Source organism: Pseudomonas sp. 21LCFQ02 (genome assembly GCF_024129895.2).
In the GTDB taxonomy this organism is placed as follows: Bacteria; Pseudomonadota; Gammaproteobacteria; order Pseudomonadales; family Pseudomonadaceae; genus Aquipseudomonas.
Genome location: NZ_CM178749.1, coordinates 4,423,257 through 4,444,922 on the forward strand (window position 1 = coordinate 4,423,257; position 21,666 = coordinate 4,444,922).

The window sequence follows — 21,666 nt, forward strand, 5'->3', positions numbered from 1 at the left end:
GGCTAAAGACCTTCTGTCCGGGGACGACCCCAGGACTTCTTACAACTGCGGGACGGCCCGCAACCCAGTCGAGGCGCTTATGGACCTCCAGGGGACGTTGTCATGTTCGAATCGTTGCTCATCGCCAACCGTGGCGCCATCGCTTGCCGTATCCTGCGCACCTTGCGTGAACTGAATGTCAAAGGCGTCGCTGTCTATTCAGAGGCTGACCTCGCCAGCCGCCATGTATTGGAGGCTGACCAGACCTTGAGCCTGGGGGAGGGCGCAGCGGCCACTACTTATCTGGCCGTCGATAAAATCCTGGCGGCCGCGCAGGCGAGTGGCGCCACCGCGATCCACCCCGGTTACGGTTTTCTTTCCGAAAATGCCGCCTTCGCCGAAGCCTGCGAAGCGGCTGGCATTGCCTTTGTAGGGCCGACGCCTGAGCAATTGCGGCTGTTCGGCCTCAAGCACACCGCACGTGCGCTGGCACGCGAACAGGGCGTGCCGCTGCTCGAAGGCACCGAACTGCTGGACACGCTGGAGCAGGCACTGCTTGAGGCGCAGGCGGTTGGCTACCCGGTCATGCTCAAAAGCACCGCCGGTGGCGGCGGCATCGGTATGCGTGTGTGCCGCGACAGCCAGCAACTGAGCGAGGCGTTCGAGACAGTCAAACGCCTGGGCCAGAACAATTTCAGTGACGCCGGTGTGTTCCTTGAAAAATACATCGAGCGTGCGCGGCACCTTGAGGTTCAGGTGTTCGGTGACGGTCAGGGTGATGTGCTGACCCTGGGGGTGCGTGACTGCTCCATTCAGCGCCGCAACCAGAAAGTCATCGAAGAAACCCCGGCGCCCAACCTGCCGCAGGGCATGGAGCAGGCACTGTGTGAAGCCGCTGCGCAACTGGCCAAGGCCGTTAACTACCGCAGTGCCGGCACGGTTGAGTTCGTCTATGACAGCGATGCCGGCTGCTTCTACTTTCTGGAGGTCAATACCCGGCTGCAGGTCGAGCATGGCGTCACCGAGCAAGTATGGGGCATCGACCTGGTGAGCTGGATGGTGCAACTGGCCGCCGGCGAACTGCCGCCCCTGAGCGAACTGCGCGAGCAACTGACGCCGACCGGGCACGCCATTCAGGCAAGGTTGTATGCCGAAGATCCTGGCAAAGACTTTCAGCCAAGCCCTGGCTTGCTCACCTCGGTGGCCTTTCCTGCGGCGCACGGGCGCGCCTTGCGGATCGACACCTGGGTCGAGGCTGGCTGCGAAATCCCGCCGTTTTTCGACCCCATGATTGCCAAACTCATCGCCTGGGCCCCGGACCGCGAACAGGCACGTACCGGCCTGCAACGTGCGCTCGGCGATACCCGCCTGTATGGGGTAGAAACCAACTGTGGCTATCTGGGCGAAATCCTCGCCAGCCGGCCGTTTGTGACGGGCCAGCCATGGACGCGATGCCTGGAAGCGCTTGTTTACCACCCGCACACCTTCGAAGTGATGGTCGGCGGTACCCAGACCAGCGTGCAGGACTATCCCGGCCGGCTGGGCTATGGGGCGGTGGGCGTGCCGCCTTCCGGTCCGATGGACAGCCGCGCCTTGCGCCTTGGCAACCGCCTGCTCGGCAACCCGGAGGGGCTGGCAGGTCTGGAGATCACCATCAATGGCCCGGTACTGCGCTTCAACACCGAGGCGGTGGTGGCCGTCACTGGCGCGCCACTGCCGGTTACCCTGGATGGCGAAGCGGCGCCGATGAACACGACCATCCATGTCAAGGCCGGCGCGGTGCTGACCCTGGGCGCCGTCAGCGGGGCGGGCGCGCGCAGCTACCTGACCCTGCGCGGCGGAATTGACGTGCCGGACTACCTGGGCAGCAAAAGTACCTTCACCCTCGGCCAGTTTGGCGGCCACGGGGGGCGTGCGTTGCGGGCAGGGGATGTACTGCACATCACGGAGCTGAGCGACTCCAGTGCCGGCGCGTCTCTGCCGCGACAACCCGCCTTGCCTGCGGTCCGTGCCATCCGGGTGATCTATGGTCCGCATGGGGCGCCGGAGTACTTCACCGAGTCGTACATGGACCGGTTCTTCGCCACCGACTGGGAAGTGCACTTCAACTCCAGCCGCACCGGCGTACGCCTGATCGGCCCCAAGCCTGAATGGGTGCGCAGCGACGGCGGCGAAGCGGGCCTGCACCCCTCCAATATCCACGACAACCCATATGCCATCGGCGCAGTGGACTTCACCGGCGACATGCCGGTGATCCTCGGCCCGGACGGTCCGAGCCTGGGTGGCTTCGTCTGCCCGGTGACCGTCATCGAAGCTGACCTCTGGCAACTCGGCCAGCTCAAGGCCGGTGACAAGCTGCGTTTCATCCCGACCGACGTTGTGCAGGCCCGCCAGCTGGCAACCCGCGAATTGCTGGAGGTGCCGCCGGCCGTTATCGGCGAGGTGGCGACCGCCGTGCTGGCATCGCCGATTGTGCTCGACATTGGTGAGTCCGACACCCGCCTGGTCGCCCGGCTGGCCGGCGATACCCATCTGCTGCTGGAAATCGGCGGCCCGGAACTCAATCTGGTATTGCGCTTTCGCGGCCATGCGCTGATGCAGGCACTTGAAAGCCTGGCGCTGGATGGTGTGATCGATCTCACCCCCGGTATCCGTTCACTGCAAGTGCACTACCAGCCAGAGCAGGTAAGCCTGGAGCAACTGCTGAGTGCAGTGGCTGGCGAGTGGGACGCGGTCTGCGCCGCTGACGACCTGCAAGTGCCCTCGCGCGTTGTGCATCTGCCGCTGTCCTGGGATGACCCGGCGTGCCAGCTGGCCATCGAGAAATACATGACCACGGTGCGCAAGGACGCCCCATGGTGCCCCAGCAACCTGGAATTCATCCGCCGCATAAACGACCTGCCGGATCTGGACGCCGTGCAGCGTACAGTCTTCGAGGCCAGTTACCTGGTCATGGGCTTGGGCGATGTGTACCTCGGCGCGCCGGTAGCCACACCGCTGGACCCACGTCACCGGCTGGTGACCACCAAATACAACCCGGCCCGCACCTGGACCGCCGAAAACTCGGTCGGAATCGGCGGTGCCTATATGTGTGTGTACGGCATGGAAGGGCCGGGGGGCTATCAGTTCGTCGGGCGAACCCTGCAGATGTGGAACCGCTACCGGCAAGTCGCAGCGTTCAACGGCAAGCCCTGGCTGCTGCGCTTCTTTGACCAGATTCGCTTTTACCCGGTCACGGCTGACGAGTTGCTCACCATCCGGCGTGACTTCCCGCTCGGCAGGTTTGACCTGCAGATCGAAGAAGGGGAGCTGCGCCTGTCGGATTACCAGGACTTCCTGGCGAAAGAGGCCGACGGCATTGAAGCGTTCCGCGAGCAACAACAGGCCGCCTTCCGCGCCGAGCGCGAACGCTGGATCGCCAGCGGCCAGGCGCATTTCGACAGCCAGGAGGAGGTGGCCGAACTCACTCAGGACGACGTCCTGGAGCAAGGCTGCTCAGGCGTCGAAAGCCCGATAGCCGGCAACCTCTGGCAAGTGCAAGCCACACCGGGAACGCACGTGGAAGCAGGGGACGTGCTGGTGATTCTGGAGTCGATGAAAATGGAAATACCGGTGCTGGCAAGCTGCGCCGGAATCGTGCGGGAGGTGCTGGTGAGCCCTGGTAGTGCGATCCGTGCCGGCCAGCGAGTGGTGGTGATTCAGGAGGCTGAGGCTGGAAAAGTGCCTGAAAGCGCTTGAGTTGGACGGCGTATGAGGAGTAGAGGACAGACTCGAAACTCATCGCTGAATGCTGCTTAATATAACTCAACTAAATGTTTCTTTAGTTGAGTTATGTGTCGTACGCATATTTTCAGAGGGCAGGGGGGCAACCCCCTGCATCTGTCGATCTTACTTGCCAAACAGCCTTTCGTGAACCCAGCCATTGTTGGTCAAGATAAACGCACGGGTCTCCTTGATCGGCGTGTCTTTGCTCGAAACCATCGGGCCCAGCTCGCGATTCGTCTCGACAACAGCCTGATCACTCGCCCATTTGGGCAGATCGTCCACCCGGTAGGTATAAGTCACGCGGGAGATCTTCTGGCCCATCATGTCGCCTGGCTCGCTGAACTGCTCGATCTTGGTGACTTTGGCCTTGCCAATACACAGGCCAGGGGCCGTGGAGCCATCACGCAGCTTCTGGGCATCAGCCTTGTAGTACTTGCGACCTTCGTCGGTCAGATCATAGGAGTATTGCACCTGGGTACGCGCCGACTGAAAGATCGAGGCTGGAATCTCTTTGCGGGATAACTCAACTTCCTTGAGCACGCCAGCGCCCGCCAGTGCATGCAACATCTTATTGCTGTTGCCGATATCGAACTCCTTGGACTCGGTCGGGAATGCCGACATCAGAAAGCACTTCGGATACGCCGTATCGAGCCAGGCCTGTGTGGCTTTCTCGAAGTTGCTCTCGGATGCTTTCTTGGGATCAGAACAGCCGACCAGTGCAGTGGCCAAAATTACCAAGGGGAAAATTTTTCTGTGCATCGAATTGCGTCCTTAAAAACTTGAACAGACGGCATCCATCCGAAATTGGAACTGCCGAGCCGGTTTCGATTCGATCAAGCGCGATTGGTTCGATGGCAGATGAGGTGATGCTGGTGATTGTGGAGACAGGCAGCTGTCTGGGGGGCTCGCAAGGTTGGTGACTGGAAACGGTGTTCAGGCGAAGGTATCCGATTTCGCTGTGGTGGATTGTGCTGGGGACTTGGTTACAAGGGGTAATTCATTATTACGCATAATGTATATTATGTTAAATTCTGTGCATTGGTAAGCGCTTGTTGCCTGTCACCAGCCCCCGAAAACCAGACTTTGCCTGAATTGATCATACACCCGTCGAACCAATCCGTTACGTTCCATCTCTCCAGTACCTCCTAAGCTTCACCAGCCCCGCCATACCTGATTGCCCGGTTTGAAAACCATAATTCACAGGCTGCGAGATTAGATCGCTTACAGGCAGCCGCAGCCGCTGACCCTGACCACGTTGCGTGACTAGTGGCCTCAGCGTGTTTACGGCCACCGCTACAATTAAAGCAGCCCTTCAACAGTCGCTCACCCGGCGGCTAATGATGTCCGCGCGCGGCTCGATACCCTAGACCCCGCACTGGAAGTATTTCAAACCTGACGCCTCGGCATCGACTTTCTGGCCAAGCAGTGCCAACGGCCGGAGTTCACCCCGAGGCACTACAAGATCGTGTGCCCAGTGCTCGAGACGATTCGGGTCTTTCCCCGCAAAGCCCGCTGCTGCCTTTGATGGATGGTAGTGCTGGTTACGCGAGCCATACCATGATCGATCTATTCAGCAGGTTCACGACCACCATTTTGACGCGACTGCAGCAAAGTCCGTTGGCTGCGAAGGCCCACTGGCGCGACTGCGGTAATCTTAAGGCTGGAGCCTCGATCACATTCCTTGAGTTGAGGGAGTCGGCCAAAAAGGCCGGGTGGGCCTCCAAGGCAGTGAGTATCGCTATGCCACATCATGATGAAGAGGTTTGGCCGGACATTGGAATCCGAAAGCATATGCCGGCGTCCCAGTGGCTGCGTAAGCATGCAGGTGGGCCGTCGCTCTGACGCCACCGGTGACATCACACGCAGGACATCAGGCTGGGCACGGCCTGCGGCACAGCGGTCGTGAACCAAGCCCCGACTGAGTCGGGGTCTTGGCCCTGCGGGCTTCCATCCTCGTGCCTACGGCCAAAGGCCTGTGCGCTCCGCTTGCAACTGCCCTCCCCGGCATTAATGGCAGCTTCGGGCATCGCGTTTCGTTGGCGGCGACCGGATTAATAGCTCACGCGGCTATCAGCAAAATTTCCCGCGCCTCGGTCGCATGCTGAAGCAGCCCAGGATGTTTCACTTCAAGCTCAATGAGATCAGCTTGGTAGGTCAGAGACGGCGTCATCTGGGTTCCGTCCTGCAGGAAACGAGTCAGACTAGCGAATTGCTCATGAGTGATCGTTGACGCAACACTGCGATCGTTGGACAAAGCCTTTACCCGAGAAGCGTTGAGGCTGGCGATGTCGGTAGCAAGCTCCGTCAGGCTTTGTCGGGCGTACTTGTGAGAACCAGCCTTCAACTGAACGTGGGACATCATCAAACCAAGATTTACTAATCGGTTTTGCAGCAGTGAAACCTGGCCAAAATATGCAACGTTGCTGGTAGCCATCCGCGAATGCCGTTCTAGGAGAAGCCTGGTGAACTCATACTGCTCATTGAACGATCCAATCAATATCCTGAGCTGCTGAGCATCGCCTTCTTCGCAGAACTGTATTGCGGTGCGTAGTAGACCTCGAAAGCGAGCTTCATCAGCTAGTAGGTACCGTTCGTGAGCCTCGCTCACCAGCTGCCAGGTCTCTGCGATCGTTTTTGATTGTTTCTCCATTTCCCGGCTAATTTTGTCGAGTTTTTTGCACACAATGACAAAGCCCACGGTAGTCACCGCGAGGTTGAGCCCACTCATTAAGAGATTGGCCGACTGTAGTCCCTGGAGCACATTCATGCTCTGCTGCACTTGATCCATGCCAGTTTGAAGCGACCCCAGGCCACTGGATAGAGTGGATTGCAGGTTCTTTAGGCTCTCTTGGACATGCCCTGAGTCGCCCGGAAAAAGGAGATGCCCGACGATCTGGCCAGCCTTCTCGGTTCCCTTTGAGTGTCGGACTACGCCACCCCAAAGCGTGTAATCTCCGCTATGCAGTTTGGCCAGGACATCTGGGATATCAGGCAATGAGCGTACAAGCGCGTCAACGTTTACAAACATGCTTTCAGTTTCTCCGTGTAGGCCTCGAAGTCCTGGTCGTAACGTGCGCGCCGCAGCTTGGCGATTTGCAGCACGGCAGGAATGGTGATCCGGAACGCCGGCGACGATGCCTGGTAAATCGCGAGTCCTGCGGCTCCGATAGCAAGCGGCGCTGCCACCATTGAGAGCACCCGGCCTCCTAATGCGCTGGCAAAGCCCGCCCCGCCACCAGTAGCAGCCATACCGCCCAGGCTACCGGCAGACAACATCAGCGTTTTCACCATTTCATTGATATAGCCAGCGAGATTTCCGCCGCTCAGATAGTCCTTGAGCGCTTCGTCTCCCATGTATTTGTCCATGGCTTGGCGGATGATGATTTCCTCAATGGCGAAGATGTCATCTTGCGCGGAGGGTTTTCCGTCCAGCTTTTTGGCGACATCCGTCGCGACCTCGAGGTAGTCGATGCTCTCCGATTTGATTGCGGAAACAATGGTGTTGCTTCCGAAAGCACAAATTTCCTTTTCAAGCAGGCCCGAAATAGATTGCAAACGGCCCTGCACCTTCCGGGTCATGATGGTTGCCCTCACGTCGCTGTTGAGGGCAATCCTGCCCTTGCCATTGTCGGTGATCAGGTCGGCCAAGACTTCCAAATCCGCTGATGCGGCACGCGATAAGAGATCGGATATCGACCGGTCTCTCGGAACAACTGACTCCATGTATCCCCCTGTAAGCATTCCTAAAGTGGCCGATCATCAATGCAATGATTGCCTATGGCCAGTACGGGCGTGCTGATTTTAGCCACAAGACCCACGCGTGTCTTCCCGCTGGAGAATCAGGCTGGGGCTCACTGAATGAGGAATGCAGAGCAGACGCCATGCAACGCATTGCAGCGACGCTTGCTCCATGAGCATCATGAAATCAAACAACAACAATAAAGGCAGACCAAAGCTCGCTGGCCGAACAGGCCTTGCGCTACATCCAGCTGCTGTACGAACTCGAAAGTGAAATAAAACACCTGCCGCTGGATTTACGCCGCCGAATACGGCAGGAAAAGGCCGTATCGCTAATGGATGCGCTGCAGGCCTGGATGCTTGCCCAGCGCGATATCGTGCACAACGGTTCGGCCATCGGCAAAGCCCTGGATTACAGCCTCAAACGCTGGGCGGCGCTGTCGCGCTATCTCGATGATGGGGCTGTCCCCATCGACAACAACTGGTGTGAAAACCAGATACGCCCGTGGGCGCTCGGTCGCAAGAACTGGCTCTTTGCAGGATCACTGCGCAGTGGCAAACGCGCGGCTGCGATCATGAGCTTGATCCAGTCGGCCCGGAACAACGGCACGATCCGTATGCCTATCTAAAGGATGTGCTGACGCGCCTGCCGACGCAGCGGGCGAGTGAGATTACGGAGTTGTTGCCGCATCGGTGGCGTCCGGCTTCGTCACACAAGACGAGTTGGCTGGACGCTTACACTGAATCTCAGCCTGACGCCCAAAAGAGAGCGGTTTAAAGCCGCTCCGCTCTGCCAGCCCCAGACTCATGCCCCTAAGCCCGGGGCATCCTGGCTATCAGCCTTTCTCTGCCTTGCGCTTGATTCCATCTGAGCGCGATACAGCACGGTGCCCCACAACTTTCCAGAACGGGTCATCCGCTACGATATGACGACTCGCCTTCTCATACGCTGGTACTTTTTCATCCCATGTGATGTACCAGTAGCAGAACTTTATCGCCCTAGTGATCGCAACATAGGCAGTCCGCAGCGCCTCATGCTGCTGAGCTGTATCATAACCGCATGGATCGCCTGGGCTGCCCATGCCAGCCTGGGCGTAGAAATCATTCTTCGAGGGTGACGAATTCGTGACCTCACAATCGCCGAGTAGAAAGACGGCATCCGCTTGGAGGCCCTTCGACGAGTGATAGGTTAAAAGCTTGATTCTCTTCTTCTGCTTTTCATCATGGGCTCGCTGAAGAATCTCTTCGAGGGCTTCCTCTACATCCTTTTTTGTGGCTCGCTTGCGGTAAAGCACCAAGATAGTATGGCCGGCCTCGTAATGATGTTCCACCATATCAACTAGGTGCTTTTCGTCGAACTCACCCACCTCCACCGGCACTTGGTTGCCGACCACAGCCTTGTTAACCGCAATACCATGTTTGTTCTCGAAGCCAGGCGTTTTTTTAGCGATCGACTCGGCAGCGTCCACAACCATCTGGTGCGAGCGATGGTTTTCTTGCATAAATACTTCGGTGTGAGCCGGAGATTTGAACTCCTTGTCGAACTCCATCAGGAATCGCGGAGAGCTACCACGCCACCCGTAGATGCTTTGCCAGTCGTCACCGACCACCATCAGCGATGCATGCGCCGGAGCACCAAAAGTCTTCACGTTCAAACCGCGCCGCTCAATTTCTCTGAACGTGGCTCTGACCCAAGAGATGGTGTTCGCCCCGACGTCTTGGAACTCATCAATGAGTAGGGTCGACATCGGGCGCAGAACGCTGTCCGGCACCGCCCAGAAATTTTTGTAACCCCGTTCGCTGAACATCGCGAACATGCTGTTGAAGGTCATGACGGGCGGGCTCATACCCAGCAGGCGCCGGTTGAATGCGGCCCAGTAAATACCCAAGGCATAGAAGAAAGCAGCATCAGGATCACCGGGATACAGGCTCATTTTTTTGACCGCGCTGACCGTATCCAGGCCCAGGTTTTCAATAAAGGAACCTGTAGAGTAAAACGCCTCCATGATATGGGAAGAGCTGATTTCCCCTCGAACCTTGTACCAAAATGCCGGACATGCGATCGCGCGACCACAGAGTGCGTCTACCGTTTGTGCTGCCTGCTGGTAGCTTTTCAGGTACACGACCCTGCTGCTACAAAAGGCTTGGAAAATTGTCCGCTTATCGCGCACATGCCGGCGCAGATATGAGCCGTAGGGGATATCCAATTTGAGATCGTCCGGCTCTGAATCATCCACCCCAAGGATCACATAGGTTTTGTACTCGGGGATGTATCCATTGACGTGGAAGTCTTTCCCCAGTATTCGGATTTTCTTGTTCGTCTGCACAATACCGTCGATTGGCCAATACCCGGCAGCGCTCCAGAGGCCTTCAAGCGTCGAACATAATGCCACGTCATTCTTCGACATGGCCCAAGCCCAATCTTTGCGCTCTTGGACATCTGGATGCTCCTTGTCCATATCGTCCAGCAACAGCGAGCGCTGATACAGTTCCCCTATCAGCTTCCGGAAAGTCTCATCGCCTTCGTAAAGTTCTTGGTAAAGCGCATTCATCAGATCGAGCTGAATCTCACCCAGCTTCATATTCAGCGCCGAGCCGTCCTTCTCCTCTTCGTTGAGATTCTTGTCCAGAAACTCGAAGGCTTTTACGTCGCTCAAACCATTGATGCTTTTAGCGAACGAAAGGATCCGAGAATGGAAGGTACGCACAATCTCCAGCGACCTCTCCTGGCTGACCTCGTAGCCCCACAGGTCAAACACTTCACGTACTTTTTTTGCGAAGTCCAGCTTGGACTCCTTGGTGAACGTGACAACTGTCAGGCTCGCGAGGTCGATTTTCAAATAGTGGTAGAGTACGATAAGCCGCAACACCATGGTCGTGGATTTGCCGCTGCCGGCTCCCGCGACGACCGCAGTAGTTGGAGTCGTCGACAGAATCATCTTCCACTGATCATCCGACGGACGCTGGCCAGGAAGATAATGAGCGACATCCCGGCGAATCTCCTCTTCCATCTCCGGGGTGATGGCAAATCTCCAGTCCTTGAATAGCGCGAGCTCCTTCGTTGCCGGTGCACCAGGCTCTTCAGCAACCCCAGGGCGCAGCTCAACGATCAGCTTTCCTTCATCAAGCCCTAGACTATGACCTTCGGAAAAACCCTCTTCCAAACCCTCAGCCCTACCCGCCAGATGCCCCGCGGCTCGCCCTTGTGCATGCCCCAGTTTCAGCCCATGGTCACGTCCTGACTCATAGCCTTCGCCCACGCCGATCAGATGCCCAGACTTCCAGGCTGAGCGCTGTTCGAAACCTATGGCATCAAGAATCCAGTTGGTAAGACCACCTGCAAAGCCACTCCTAGCAGGCGCAGTCTGTTTTTCAGGTGAAGGCGCTTTTCCGTCTGCTGAGGCATGAGGCCGGGACGATGGTGAATTGGAATCGGTCGTTGGTGAATCCACTAGCTAAGGGCTCCCTGCTGTCCTGGAGCGTGCCTTGCAGAGCGGGCACGTCTCTATGGCGAAAGGCCAGAGGGTATCATTATCTTGATGGCGCAAGGCCTCTGTTGTGCATCTCTACCTCGGCTTCTAGCTCCGTGACGTACACCAGTCATGGCATCCTGCGCTTCGTAGATTGGTTTTGAGATCGCCCCCCGGCTTGAGCCTTGAGGTATCGCTTCAATCAACAGCTGCGCAGGAGGTTGCCCAAGTTGCTCACAATCTGACTCGCGACTATTCCCGGATCGAGCTCCTTGAGCGAAGCAATCGCCTGAATCACATCGCTAACATCTCGAGGGACTAACGGCCTTCCTCCCGCCAGCACAAATGGCCCATCGGTTTCGGTGAGCATACGATCAAGTGGCAGCGATGCTACGAGCGCCCGGTGCTTCGTGGACTTCAACATTTCAATGTTGATTGAAAAGTAGCACCCAAGATGCAGAGCCCGCCTGGCCTCGGTCGCACTGCCTGTGAACCAGTGCAGCACTACCCTCCCGCGATCGGGTGGAAGGAGGCGCTCAATGTGTCCTAGCACCTTTGCGGCGGTACGAACGCTGTGCACGGTGAGGATCTTGCCGCCCTGCTCAGAACACACCGACAAGATCCGAGAGAAAACGCGCTCTTGTGCCTCGAAACTGGAGTAGAACTTGGGCCCAGCATCGAGGCCGATCTCTCCGACGTATCGCGTTCCTTCCAGCAAGCGCTCGAACAGCGCGAGCTCCCCTTCCCGCTCCGCCACCAGTTGCGGGTGCAAACCCAAGGCAACCCGTACATGCTTAGAAGTACTCGCCAGTTCCTGGTTTCGAGCCCAAGCCTTTGGGGTGGTAGTGACGGCGAGCGTGGCTACCCCTTCATGATCGCACTCACGAATCAAGGCTTCATGGTTGGAATAGAGATCCAGGTGGCAGTGAAAATCCACCCATTTCGGACGCTCGCGCACTGCTTGGCTCATAGGGGTTGCGCCCTGACTCCGGTCAAATATCGATCTACTTCATTGAGGCCGTCGACATACACCTGCTCATACGCCTGATAGTCGTCCGGATGGTCGATCAAGGGGCCTGGAATGTGAATGTCGAACCTCGGACTGTTCGGCGCCCGCTGCAGTCGGCGGATAGCGATCTGGAATGAACGCACATGTGCTCCGTCAGCCTTGTTCGTGTTCAAAACATCCGCGTGCAAGTCTGGAATCACATACGGGGTTCTATCATCGCCGCATCCATGGGCAATGGAGGCCCGCCGGATGATACAAGGAACGCAGAAGCCGCAGTGCTTGGGTTGCCGGTTGGTCGGATCCTTTTGGTACCGTGCCTTGCCAGGTGAAGAGCACGACATGGTTTTGTGCACGTTCGCACGGAGAAATTCACCATCAGCGCACTGCTCGGCCATCTGCCCCTTAGTGCGATGTCCATACATGTTGTGCAACCGCATACGAAGCCCAAGGCCAGCAAAGAGCTCGTTCACACGAGCCATGTAGTAGGGGTGTGTCGTCCGCGTGCTCAGAGCGCCCAACCGCAGCGGATCCAGCGGGACATTCAGGGAGATCAGGCCGTTCTCAGGAACATGGATCACCATCTCCTCGCTCGTTGAATCAGCCGCCAACGCCGCCAAGGCGAAGAACAGGAATGATCTTCCTCGCAGCGTGTCTTCCCCCTTGGTGTTGGCCACAAGCCCCTGCGGGAAACCCACCCTGGCCTGTACTTGGTGGATTGCACTGTCTGGGTATCGCTCCTGGAGAGCTACCAGGCATTGATCCTGATACTTGCTGGTGCTGTTGGAGTCCCAGTAGTGGCTCACCAGCAGCGGAGACTCACCTTGGGCCAGTAAATCAATCGCGCCAATGAAGCTGTCCATACCACCTGAGAACAGACACACGCTTGTGGGTGTCGCGCTCCGAAAGAGTTCCACGATGGGTGCCAGCTCCTCCACGCCTTCAGGCCGGGCGCGGAAGAAGATCCGCCATCGATCGCCAGTTAGGAAATGCAAGGTCGAGGCAAGCAGCGCAGACATTGAAGTCCACAACGCAGGATCTGCCACAGGCACGTAAAGGTCGATCTCACGCGTCCAGGCATTCTGGGATTCGGTCTTCCGGGATATCCGGGTATCAGCGGCTGTAAGCGCTCCGGCTACGAGGGCCAAGTCGATTGAAGTCTCGCTGGGGCGCATGCCCTTGCTCGCGAGTTGATCGATCGCTTGGCCGATACCAAAGCTCAGACGCTGGTAGCCATCTAGGAATGAGATTGAGGTTTCACGACTTCCTGGGCGCTGAATCTCGATCGGGTCAATATCACCGGCGCCGAGCCTGCAGATAATGCTGTGGTGTCTCATTGTGCCGCCTCCCCTGCAACGGCAATGATCTCAAACGCCGACTCGTATATTCGGCTGATCACGCCCTGGATGTCCTGGTCAGTCAGCCTTGGCAATCCCTCCAGTCGATCGGATAGCCGTCCACGCGTGGCGCCCGTAATGAAGTCGTTAAGCTCGGTCTGCATACGCTCGACTGCGTCAACATCATCCGGAATGGTTACGCCTCGCTGACCAAGGTCGGCCATCACCATCCCCTCGATCGACTGCGACACGAAATCCAGGAAGAAGTCGTTCATCTGCTCGGGTGTCATCTCGTCGAACGTGGTTTCGCCGGAATCAGCGAGCGCGATGACATTCTCGAGCATAGCCTGACGTGCCACCGCTTCGTCGATCGCTCCGCCAGCGGGACATACAAACTCAACAAGGGCCATGAATACTTCAGAAGATGGGCGCCCTGCCAGGCCATTCAGATTCAGCCGACGCAACACCTCGGCCGCACCAAAGCGCTGCACATCTCTGATGACGCCAAGCAGGCGACCAGCCGCTGCGCGGGACGCTCCCATTCGCCGAGCCGCACGTCCAGCTCCGCCCGTTCCGCTTCTGACATAGCCAGAGAGTGCCCTACCCAGCGCGCTGCGGCTCCCAGTTCTAGCAAAGCGGGTGAACTGTGTTCGAGCCGGCTGGAGCTTGGCCGTGCCACTGTTGTCTATGGGACGCTGCCCTGACTGACCTCCTTGCCCTGGCTGATTGGGATTGTTTGGATCGCTGGAAGGATTTGAGGGCTGTCCAGCATCACCGGATTGATCCGGAGTAGTTGCGGGCGCCATATCATCCACCCAAGACGGAACCAGCCCAGAAACAGATCCCCCGTAACCTTTTGATGTATCCATACTGCATTCCTTAGCGTTTCGGGCCGAGTTCCAACATTTGCTCAGCGGCTACTTTGAGTTTTTTGTTCTCGACCTGTGCCGCCCACTGTTCTTGAACAGCCTGGAGCGCTGATTTTGCGCCTGGCTCAACCAAACACTCGCTCCAAGAGGACGCCGCCCAGCCACCCAGTCGCTCGACAGGAAGTCCCCGTATGAATTCGAGCAGTCGGTTTTGAAGCCGTGGCTGTTCTTTGACTAGGCCAACCAGACCGTCGATACCCTGAGGGCGCTTATCGAAAATGTCTCCCTGGAGGATACGATCGCGAATCGCATCGAAGGCCTCTTCAGAATCAGGAGCGGACAGCTCGCGCATGCTGTTGAGCACAGGTGCGCTCTTCAACTTCATGCGCGGGCCCATCAGGATCTCTACCAACGCTTCAAGCTGACTGGTAGCGACGAAGCCTGCGAGGGAACTGCGCTTGTCCCTGGTGACAAAGACATAAGGTCTCAGATCAACACCGGCGAGTGTCGGGTCGATCCGTGCCCAGTTGAGCGCCCAGTCACTTTTAAGCCATTGCTGGAGCTCAGCACCGATGGCCACGGCCGCCTCGGATTTAGCCTTTAGCCCCCCCGTACCCTGCTCGTCATCCTCGACTTCCTGAGGCGCGGCCCTCGCCCGCTTTTCGAGCCCGGCAAGTGCCTCTGGCTCACCATCCTGCGCCAAAGACGCGAGCCTTGCGATCTGCTCGTAGAAATCGCTGTAGAAGCGCTCAGCCAACATTATCTTCGCCAGGATTGGCCGACTGATCTCGTTGCCAAACCCACGTTCCTCAGCGATCGCCTGTCGGAGCATCATGGAGTTCAGGAATCGCTTGATCTGGCGTGGGTTACCGCGCGTACCTTCGCTTAGGATCTTGGTGACATGGGCGCTGATGGTGATCGCCTGACTGACTTCCTCGGTCAGCGTGCCTCCCATCGCCGTTTGCACAACGCTGCGTTCGAGCCCCTTGCTCTTCCACGGCCGCTTCATGTCCTCCCGGGCGATATCCAGCAAGTTTTGGAACTTGGGGTCATTGGCACCCAAGGCATTCTCAAGCTGCAGCAAGGTGATGTAAACACGCGTCTCGGCCAAGCCAAGCGCCGGGATGCGGAACGGAACCTGGATCAACTTCTCTAGGTAATTGCGGGCGTAGTTCGACGGGCCTGAGCTCTGCGGGAGGTCAGGGAAATGCTCACGCACTGCATATTCGATCATAGCTTCGTCAGCGCCGATGACGAACGCGGTGCGCTCAACGAACAAGAACAACCGGATCGCTTCCAACGTTTCGATGGCCGTTTTCGGCAAGCACCGGTCGAGGTCGTCCACGATGACAACAAGCTGGTCGATGTCGGCGGCGTCCAACAGTTCTTTGAATTCTTCTCTGAATTTATGGATGTGCTCAGGGAGCTTCTCGGAGTCGTCACCGCCCTCTTTGAGGAAGTCACCGATCTTCTCGGCAGCGCCCTTCAGATCATCCTTGCTCACATGATCCGATGGATTGGTGACCACGGACGTGACCAGGTCATACACCCCCTTCAACTGATCCATGGTGGGGATGCCGGTCATGGCAGTGAACGCGAAGCCGCCGGCTTTGCGCGCGACCTTCAGCCAATCAACACGCTTGAGCACCTTGGACGCAGCGGCTTTCACTTTTGCTGAGTCTGGCCTGGCTCGCCTCAACTCATCGACGATCGTCTCAATGACTACCGTTTTCGCGTCTTCAAACCCTTCGAACGTCCAGCCGTTGAACCAGATGCAGCAGACACGATCGTTGGCTTTGAGCTCATCCTGGGTCATGCGCAGGACGCTGGACTTACCGGCACCCCAGTCCCCGTGCACACCAATGGTAATGGGGGTGTCAGGGGTATCCTTGATGAGCCTCACAACCGTTTTGGAGATCGCGCTGTAGTACAGCAAGTCCGTTGCGGTTTCCTGATCGTTTAAAAACACTGCGCTTCCCTCGCCTGCAATCTGCTGATTGGGTGTAGTTATACAGGCAATGGGCCATTAATCGCTAATGGCTCGACTTTTGGAAGCGGCCGGAGCATGACGGCCGGCCGGTGATTTGGCAGATTGCGGCTCGTCGAAGCACCTATAAACACTTGAACAAACGCAGCGTGCTCTACAAAGCCAGACGCAAGATTGAGAAGGTCAAAGCGCCGGCGCGAGCGAAGGTCGAACATCCATTCCGTGTGATCAAGCGCCAATTCGGCTATGTGAAAACCCGCTTCCGTGGCTCGGCCAAGAACACGGCGCAACTGACCACGCTTTTTGCCCTGTCGAATCTGTGGATGGTGCGCCGGCAATTATTGCCTGGAGCGGGAGAGGTGCGCCCGTGAGGGCAGAAAACCAAGGCTGTGCCTTGGTTACCCAATAATCAGCGGCTGAAAATCGGGCTTTTCGGCATCCTCAAGCCGTCCATTTCCGGCTGATGGGCAACTTGATCGGAGGATCCCTAAGCTTCAGCAGGCTCCGCCATCCTTGGGTTCGTTTACATCGCAAGGAATCCAGTGAGTAATTTTGCGGCATCGTATATTAGGGCTTTCAAAACCTTCTGCGGTTCGCTGTCGAAAAATTGTCATCAAATCCATAACGACAACTGGAAGCCATTCGTACTTGACGGTAGGTACCTCTACTCTGAGCTCTCATTCAATTGGTTTTGGACACAGTCCTAGGCGACGTCTAATAGCGTTTAGATCGCCTTCTGCTAGTAGCATGTCGTCCGCAAACTGTGCAGTTTGCCCCTTGTACCGCTTCCAAATTTCTCTCTGATCAGGCGTCATCTGATTAATACCAATCTCAATTAGGTCTATAGCTGCTGCCAACCCACGAAATGATGCAGCACGCGTCGATGACTCACCGGGTCATGTATGTCAATTTCGCCTCCCTGCGCAAACAGGCGCGGGCAGCGTTACGTTTTTACCGGGTCATCCACCCAAGGAAGAAACTGTCCGCAAGCAGTTGATCACTCCGGCCATTGAGCGGCTTCGAGAGAAGTCATTTATCACGGTTTATGTTTTCGTACCTAGAACGGTTTATACAGCCGTTGAACACTATAGTATTGGATTACGGAAAATGTTTATTTCTGCCTTCTTTAACCACTATACTTCTCGAGTGGCAACTTGATATCTTGGATTAATCTCGGTACTGCAGCGGCTTCGAGGAGGTACAACTGGTTCACGAGCATGAGTTCGCGAACTGCGTCATGATTACTCATCTTTACTTCTCGGTGAGCCCGTGGGTTGCGGTAAGCCATCGTCACAGACTTGAATAAGTTACATTTGCCCGCTTGTTCACCGGCGTCCTGATCATCCCAATGCAGTACCGAACGACTTCCTTCGAATGCGTGTGTGAAAAGCTGGGTGCTGCTTTTATCGTAGACCCCGATCCGGGTCCGAACAATATCTTCTAATCTCCGGAAAGCCGTTGTGATGGCGGAGTCTGGGTTGTCAAAAAAACCAATGGATAGATCGACCAGTCGCTCGTCAAGCAGACCCAGATTCAGCACGGGCGGGAATTCTTCAAGAAGATGAAACACATCTGTCCTAGCACGATAGGAGGGGCACTCGATGTATTCGTAATACCGCATAGGCCGGACAGGCATGGCTTGAGTCAGGCTTTTCAGATCAGATGAAAGTAGGCAACCGGCTTCGCAACGACGATGAAGTTCCTCATCAATATCGTACTCTTCAATATCCACTTTAAACAACTGAAGTAATTCAATGGCAGTAGAAAACCCTGTCGGCCCAGTTCCTGAATATCCTGACCTGAATCCAGATTTAATCAATATTCTCAAACAGGGCGAAAGAGTTAGCAGGATACTGTGCTCGCCTATTTTTCCGTCGAACCATGAAAGAATCCAAGCTGCTTGTACATGCTCTCCTGCCCCCAAGATATTTTTTAGTGCGTCAATGCACCTTTGGGTAACTCCGGGAGTACCATGATATTCGATACCCGCTAGCTTGCTCATGTCGATTTTTTTTACCATCACTGTCGTCCTTGCCATTTATGCCGCCGTTGAATCGCGACCTTCTTCAGTGCTGCAAGGTACATCGCGCTGTTCCTTAAGTCAGGCGCTTGTGTGAATCTAGACTTGCCAGCCATACGCAGCGTTAGTGGCTGTATGCCATAATTTGGTGGGGCACGCTACCCCTACCCCACAGCCAGTTACACATTCACAAGCGCACTACAGCCAAATCACCCCAAGCCTGTAGGACGCTTCTGAATTTTCGCGTTATCCTCCGCCCCCGCTTGTGACGGTGTCCATCGGTCGCTAATGTCCTGTCCGTCGCTCATCGCAGCGATGGGGTTTAGTCGCTCCGTACCGAACAAGCAAGTCCCATGACCGTTATGCGCCGTAGGTGCTATGACGTCGTTTTATGGTGGCTGTGCACGGAGTGCTTTCGGGCGCACCGGGTCCTCGGTACCGGCGACTAAACCGTGCATGGCTACCACCCCTTTGTTTAGTCGCGAGGTGTGCGGGCCACTCATCCACATCGAGGACTATCTATCATGATCTTATCTACACCCCACCCACCGCCAATACCCACCCTCGCCCTGCCCTTACCCTTGGCCGGCCCCGGCCTGTTCAGCGTCAACCCCGGTATCCACGCCGAGGATGCGCTGATCGCCGCTGCCGATTATCTGGAGTGCGCCTCGGCCGCTGCTGATGAAGTCGCCAACAGCCAAAGTATTGAGTGCCGGGCAATGGCGCGTTCGGTGGTTCATCAACTGGATATGGCGCGGATATTGATCGAAGCGACGCTGGCGGCGCTGCAGCAGACTGAGGTTGCAACGCGCAAGGGCTGATGATTTGGGACATGCGGCGGCGGTGAGAGGTCCCGCATTGTTCTGGCAAGGGCCATACGGGCCTCACTTACCCGGCACCCTGAAGTCAATTAAACATAGGCCGCCTCAAACGCGGTCCTGCAGCCTCTTGATGTGTTGCCACATAAGCGTTGGGTTGGAATACATCGGAAAGTGGCCGCAATCCGGAATGCACGCCAGATCGACACCTTGCGCAGCGATGTCGGCAAGGTAAGACAGGTGGGAGTTGCTGACGCCGTACATGTATTGCCGCGCAAATGGCAGCGCCAGGAACTTGCTCATCAGCCCCGCATTGTCAGACAGTTCGACCATTGATTCGAAGATCCCGCGCACCGCCCCAGGTCGCACTTTATGTGCAAGGCTGGCGGCGTAAAGTGCGCTGGCCGGGTCAGACGCCAAACGGGTGCGCTCAATGAAGTCATGGAAAAAGCGCTCGTCATCCTCGCGCGGGTGGTCGTGGATCTGGCGGCTGAGAAAGCAGTCCTCAGGCGCAATATTACCTTCGATATTTACGAAACTGAGCACTCGCCCAGGCTCATTATGCGCAAGCATCAAACCGGTCAGGCCCCCCATTGAGTGCCCTACCAGGTGAAACCGGTCGATATCGAAATGTTTCAGTACCACTTCGGCCGTTCTGACCAACAACGCAATGCCGACGCGCGAGAGATCGTGGCACTCTGTCGCGCCGCAACCAGGCGCATCGTAGGCAATGAAGGGATGGCCTTCGAACGCGGGTTGCAAAGTGATATCTGCATAATCTTCCTTGGTAGAGCCAAAACCGTGCAGGAACAGGATCGGCGCTTTGGGCCCCGATCGGTGTATGACCGCTAAATCAATCTGCACACCGTCGACGTCCAGCGGTAATTTTTCGTGAGTGAAACGAGCGGAATAAGCCACGGTCATTGTTCCTGTTTATAGACCGGCTCATAGTGAACCCGACCGGCTATTTGTAAAATACGAAAACAGGAACTCTGTCATATCCTCAAGCTATGGCTGAACGTTGCCTGGCCAGATCAATGACCGCCTCAACTAACGGGTTGTTATGCCCGGCGTGCCAGGCAATAGCGGTTGTAACCACTTTAACTTCCGGGTCGAGGGGGCGAACCAGCACGTTGTTGGGGGCAAGTTTGCCCATTGACGCGGGCACCAATGCAACGCCCTGACCACAACTGACAAACGCTACCTGAGTAGCAACAGAACGAACTTGATGCACAATGCGCGGAGCAAACCCACTGGCTTTGCACAGCCCTACCAGATAGTCAAAATACACCGGGCTCACATCCCTTGAAGCCATGACCAGTGTTTCGTCAGCCAGTGCCGACAGCCCGATTGCTTCGTGCGCAGCGAGCGGATGATCGTTAGGTAACGCCACTGCCAGCCGCTCTTCAGCCAACGGTATCGACTGTAGATGCCGGCCCAGATTTCCTTCCAGACGTGCCAAAGCGACGTCAATGTCCCCCGCCTCCAACGCTGGAACGGCATCGGCACTGTCAATCTCGCGTATCGATACGGTGATCAACGGATGATCTTGCTTGAACCGCTCGATTAAAGGCGGCAGCACGTCAATCATTGCCGAGGTGATGGCGCCAATTGTGAGCACCCCAGCGTGCCCGGCGACGGCTTCATGGACTGCAAGCTCGAGTCGTTCCAGCTGCTCCGCAAATTTGCGGACGGCAGGAAGGATTGCACTTCCGGCAGCAGTCAATTGTGCGCCGCGACGAGAACGGGTGAACAACTGCACGCGCAACGACTGCTCAAGTGCCTGGATCTGCTCGGTCAAGGGCGGCTGTGACATGCCCAGACGTTTGGCGGCGCGGCTGAAATTCTGGTCCTCGGCAACGGCCAGGAACAACCACAAATGGCGTATCAGACGGAAGTTGATCACGGTTAGCTTCCATAGGTTTTGGATATGACAAGGTTAGCTTCTTAGTAATATACGTATGAAAAAGGTTTGCTGATACTCGTGTCTCACCTACACGAGGTCTGCAACCGATGAGCTTGAAAGCCCCGCTTGATCGCCTGGCAGCGTTGGATACCAACACGATTTCCGATGCTCTGGATTTTTTGAACCTGCCCGGCGCTACCAACGGCCTGCACGCCCTGTGGAACTGCCCGAAAATCGTTGGCCGTGCCAGTACCGTGCAACTGGGTCCGAAGCAGGACAGTGCACCTACCGTTCACTTGATTACCCCGGTTATCGAGAAAGTCACCACTGACGACCGCGTCTTGGTGATTGCCGGTGGGGTCGCCGGCATTTCGAGCTGGGGCGACATCCTGGCCAATGCCGCCCAGCGCAAAGGGATCCGTGGTTCGGTCATCGATGGGTTCAGCCGTGACATCCGGGGCAGTGCCGATATTGGTTATCCGGTCTTTGGTCGTGGGATCACCATGATCAGTGCCCGCAATCGACTGATCCAGACTGACGCGGCTGTCAAAGTGCGCATGGCCGGGGTGGACGTCGACGAAGGCGATTATGTGATTGCTGATGAATGCGGCACGGTATTCATCCCGGCAGCGGCCATCGAAAAGGTACTGGAACTGGCCGAACGCATTGACCGACGCCAGGCCGGCATGGTCGAGGCCGTCCGCGCAGGCCGTTCTGTGGAAGAAGTCTTGCATGACACCCAATTCGAAGCCATCAAGGTGGAGCACTGAT

The 21,666-nt window shown here is 56.8% G+C and carries 14 protein-coding genes and 2 pseudogenes; 5 read left to right on the top strand and 11 right to left on the bottom strand.

The window, feature by feature from the left end:
- Positions 1-102 precede the first annotated feature (102 nt).
- On the top strand, positions 103-3,717 hold the full coding sequence (uca, locus tag NJC40_RS20135; RefSeq protein WP_253140814.1) for an urea carboxylase: 3,615 nt from the start codon (positions 103-105) through the stop codon (positions 3,715-3,717).
- 150 nt (positions 3,718-3,867) lie between these two features.
- Here the strand turns inward: uca and NJC40_RS20140 are convergent, their stop codons facing one another.
- The 3 genes from NJC40_RS20140 to NJC40_RS20150 form a co-directional block, all read right to left on the bottom strand.
- Positions 3,868-4,503 (bottom strand): SEN1982 family lipoprotein, encoded by a 636-nt coding sequence (locus tag NJC40_RS20140; RefSeq protein ID WP_045491148.1) that lies wholly within the window; start codon positions 4,501-4,503, stop codon positions 3,868-3,870.
- Positions 4,504-5,803: 1,300 nt separating this feature from the next.
- Complete coding sequence (locus NJC40_RS20145) at positions 5,804-6,772, bottom strand: hypothetical protein (RefSeq protein WP_253140813.1); 969 nt, start codon at positions 6,770-6,772, stop codon at positions 5,804-5,806.
- The gene (locus tag NJC40_RS20150; protein ID WP_253140812.1) at positions 6,763-7,392 is read right to left on the bottom strand and encodes a YaaW family protein; all 630 of its coding nucleotides are present in this window, start codon (positions 7,390-7,392) and stop codon (positions 6,763-6,765) included. Before NJC40_RS20150 ends, NJC40_RS20145 begins: the two co-directional genes overlap by 10 nt.
- A 296-nt stretch (positions 7,393-7,688) precedes the next feature.
- On the opposite strand from NJC40_RS20150, the pseudogene NJC40_RS20155 reads away from it, so the two are divergent.
- A pseudogene (locus NJC40_RS20155) lies at positions 7,689-8,260 on the top strand (IS66 family transposase); the annotation flags it as partial.
- Between the two features lie 58 nt (positions 8,261-8,318).
- On the opposite strand, the gene NJC40_RS20160 reads toward NJC40_RS20155, so the two are convergent.
- The 5 genes from NJC40_RS20160 to qatA form a co-directional block, all read right to left on the bottom strand.
- Complete coding sequence (locus NJC40_RS20160; protein ID WP_253140811.1) at positions 8,319-10,934, bottom strand: UvrD-helicase domain-containing protein; 2,616 nt, start codon at positions 10,932-10,934, stop codon at positions 8,319-8,321.
- A 220-nt stretch (positions 10,935-11,154) separates the two neighbouring features.
- Positions 11,155-11,922 (bottom strand): Qat anti-phage system TatD family nuclease QatD, encoded by a 768-nt coding sequence (gene qatD / locus NJC40_RS20165; RefSeq protein ID WP_253140810.1) that lies wholly within the window; start codon positions 11,920-11,922, stop codon positions 11,155-11,157.
- Positions 11,919-13,295: a Qat anti-phage system QueC-like protein QatC gene (gene qatC, locus NJC40_RS20170; protein ID WP_253140809.1), complete on the bottom strand. Its 1,377-nt coding sequence runs from the start codon at positions 13,293-13,295 to the stop codon at positions 11,919-11,921. Before qatC ends, qatD begins: the two co-directional genes overlap by 4 nt.
- Positions 13,292-13,837 (bottom strand): Qat anti-phage system associated protein QatB, encoded by a 546-nt coding sequence (gene qatB, locus NJC40_RS20175; RefSeq protein WP_253140808.1) that lies wholly within the window; start codon positions 13,835-13,837, stop codon positions 13,292-13,294. The genes qatC and qatB overlap by 4 nt, the downstream gene beginning before the upstream one ends.
- Before the next feature lie 337 nt (positions 13,838-14,174).
- Positions 14,175-16,133: a Qat anti-phage system ATPase QatA gene (gene qatA / locus NJC40_RS20180; RefSeq protein ID WP_253140806.1), complete on the bottom strand. Its 1,959-nt coding sequence runs from the start codon at positions 16,131-16,133 to the stop codon at positions 14,175-14,177.
- Positions 16,134-16,216: 83 nt separating this feature from the next.
- On the opposite strand from qatA, the pseudogene NJC40_RS20185 reads away from it, so the two are divergent.
- Positions 16,217-16,522: pseudogene (locus NJC40_RS20185) on the top strand (transposase); the annotation flags it as partial.
- A gap of 755 nt (positions 16,523-17,277) precedes the next feature.
- On the opposite strand, the gene NJC40_RS20190 reads toward NJC40_RS20185, so the two are convergent.
- Entirely contained in the window at positions 17,278-18,171 is an 894-nt protein-coding gene (locus NJC40_RS20190) for a TIGR02391 family protein (protein WP_253140805.1), read from the bottom strand.
- Between the two features lie 524 nt (positions 18,172-18,695).
- Here NJC40_RS20190 and NJC40_RS20195 point away from each other — a divergent pair.
- Positions 18,696-18,992 (top strand): DUF6124 family protein, encoded by a 297-nt coding sequence (locus NJC40_RS20195; protein WP_253140804.1) that lies wholly within the window; start codon positions 18,696-18,698, stop codon positions 18,990-18,992.
- A gap of 105 nt (positions 18,993-19,097) precedes the next feature.
- Here the strand turns inward: NJC40_RS20195 and NJC40_RS20200 are convergent, their stop codons facing one another.
- The gene (locus NJC40_RS20200; protein ID WP_253140803.1) at positions 19,098-19,907 is read right to left on the bottom strand and encodes an alpha/beta fold hydrolase; all 810 of its coding nucleotides are present in this window, start codon (positions 19,905-19,907) and stop codon (positions 19,098-19,100) included.
- An 85-nt stretch (positions 19,908-19,992) separates the two neighbouring features.
- The gene (locus NJC40_RS20205; protein WP_253140802.1) at positions 19,993-20,895 is read right to left on the bottom strand and encodes a LysR family transcriptional regulator; all 903 of its coding nucleotides are present in this window, start codon (positions 20,893-20,895) and stop codon (positions 19,993-19,995) included.
- A 107-nt stretch (positions 20,896-21,002) separates the two neighbouring features.
- Between NJC40_RS20205 and NJC40_RS20210 the strand changes: the two genes are divergently transcribed.
- Positions 21,003-21,665, top strand: a complete 663-nt coding sequence (locus NJC40_RS20210) for an RraA family protein (protein ID WP_253140801.1) — start codon at positions 21,003-21,005, stop codon at positions 21,663-21,665.
- The last annotated feature ends 1 nt before the right edge of the window (position 21,666 follow it).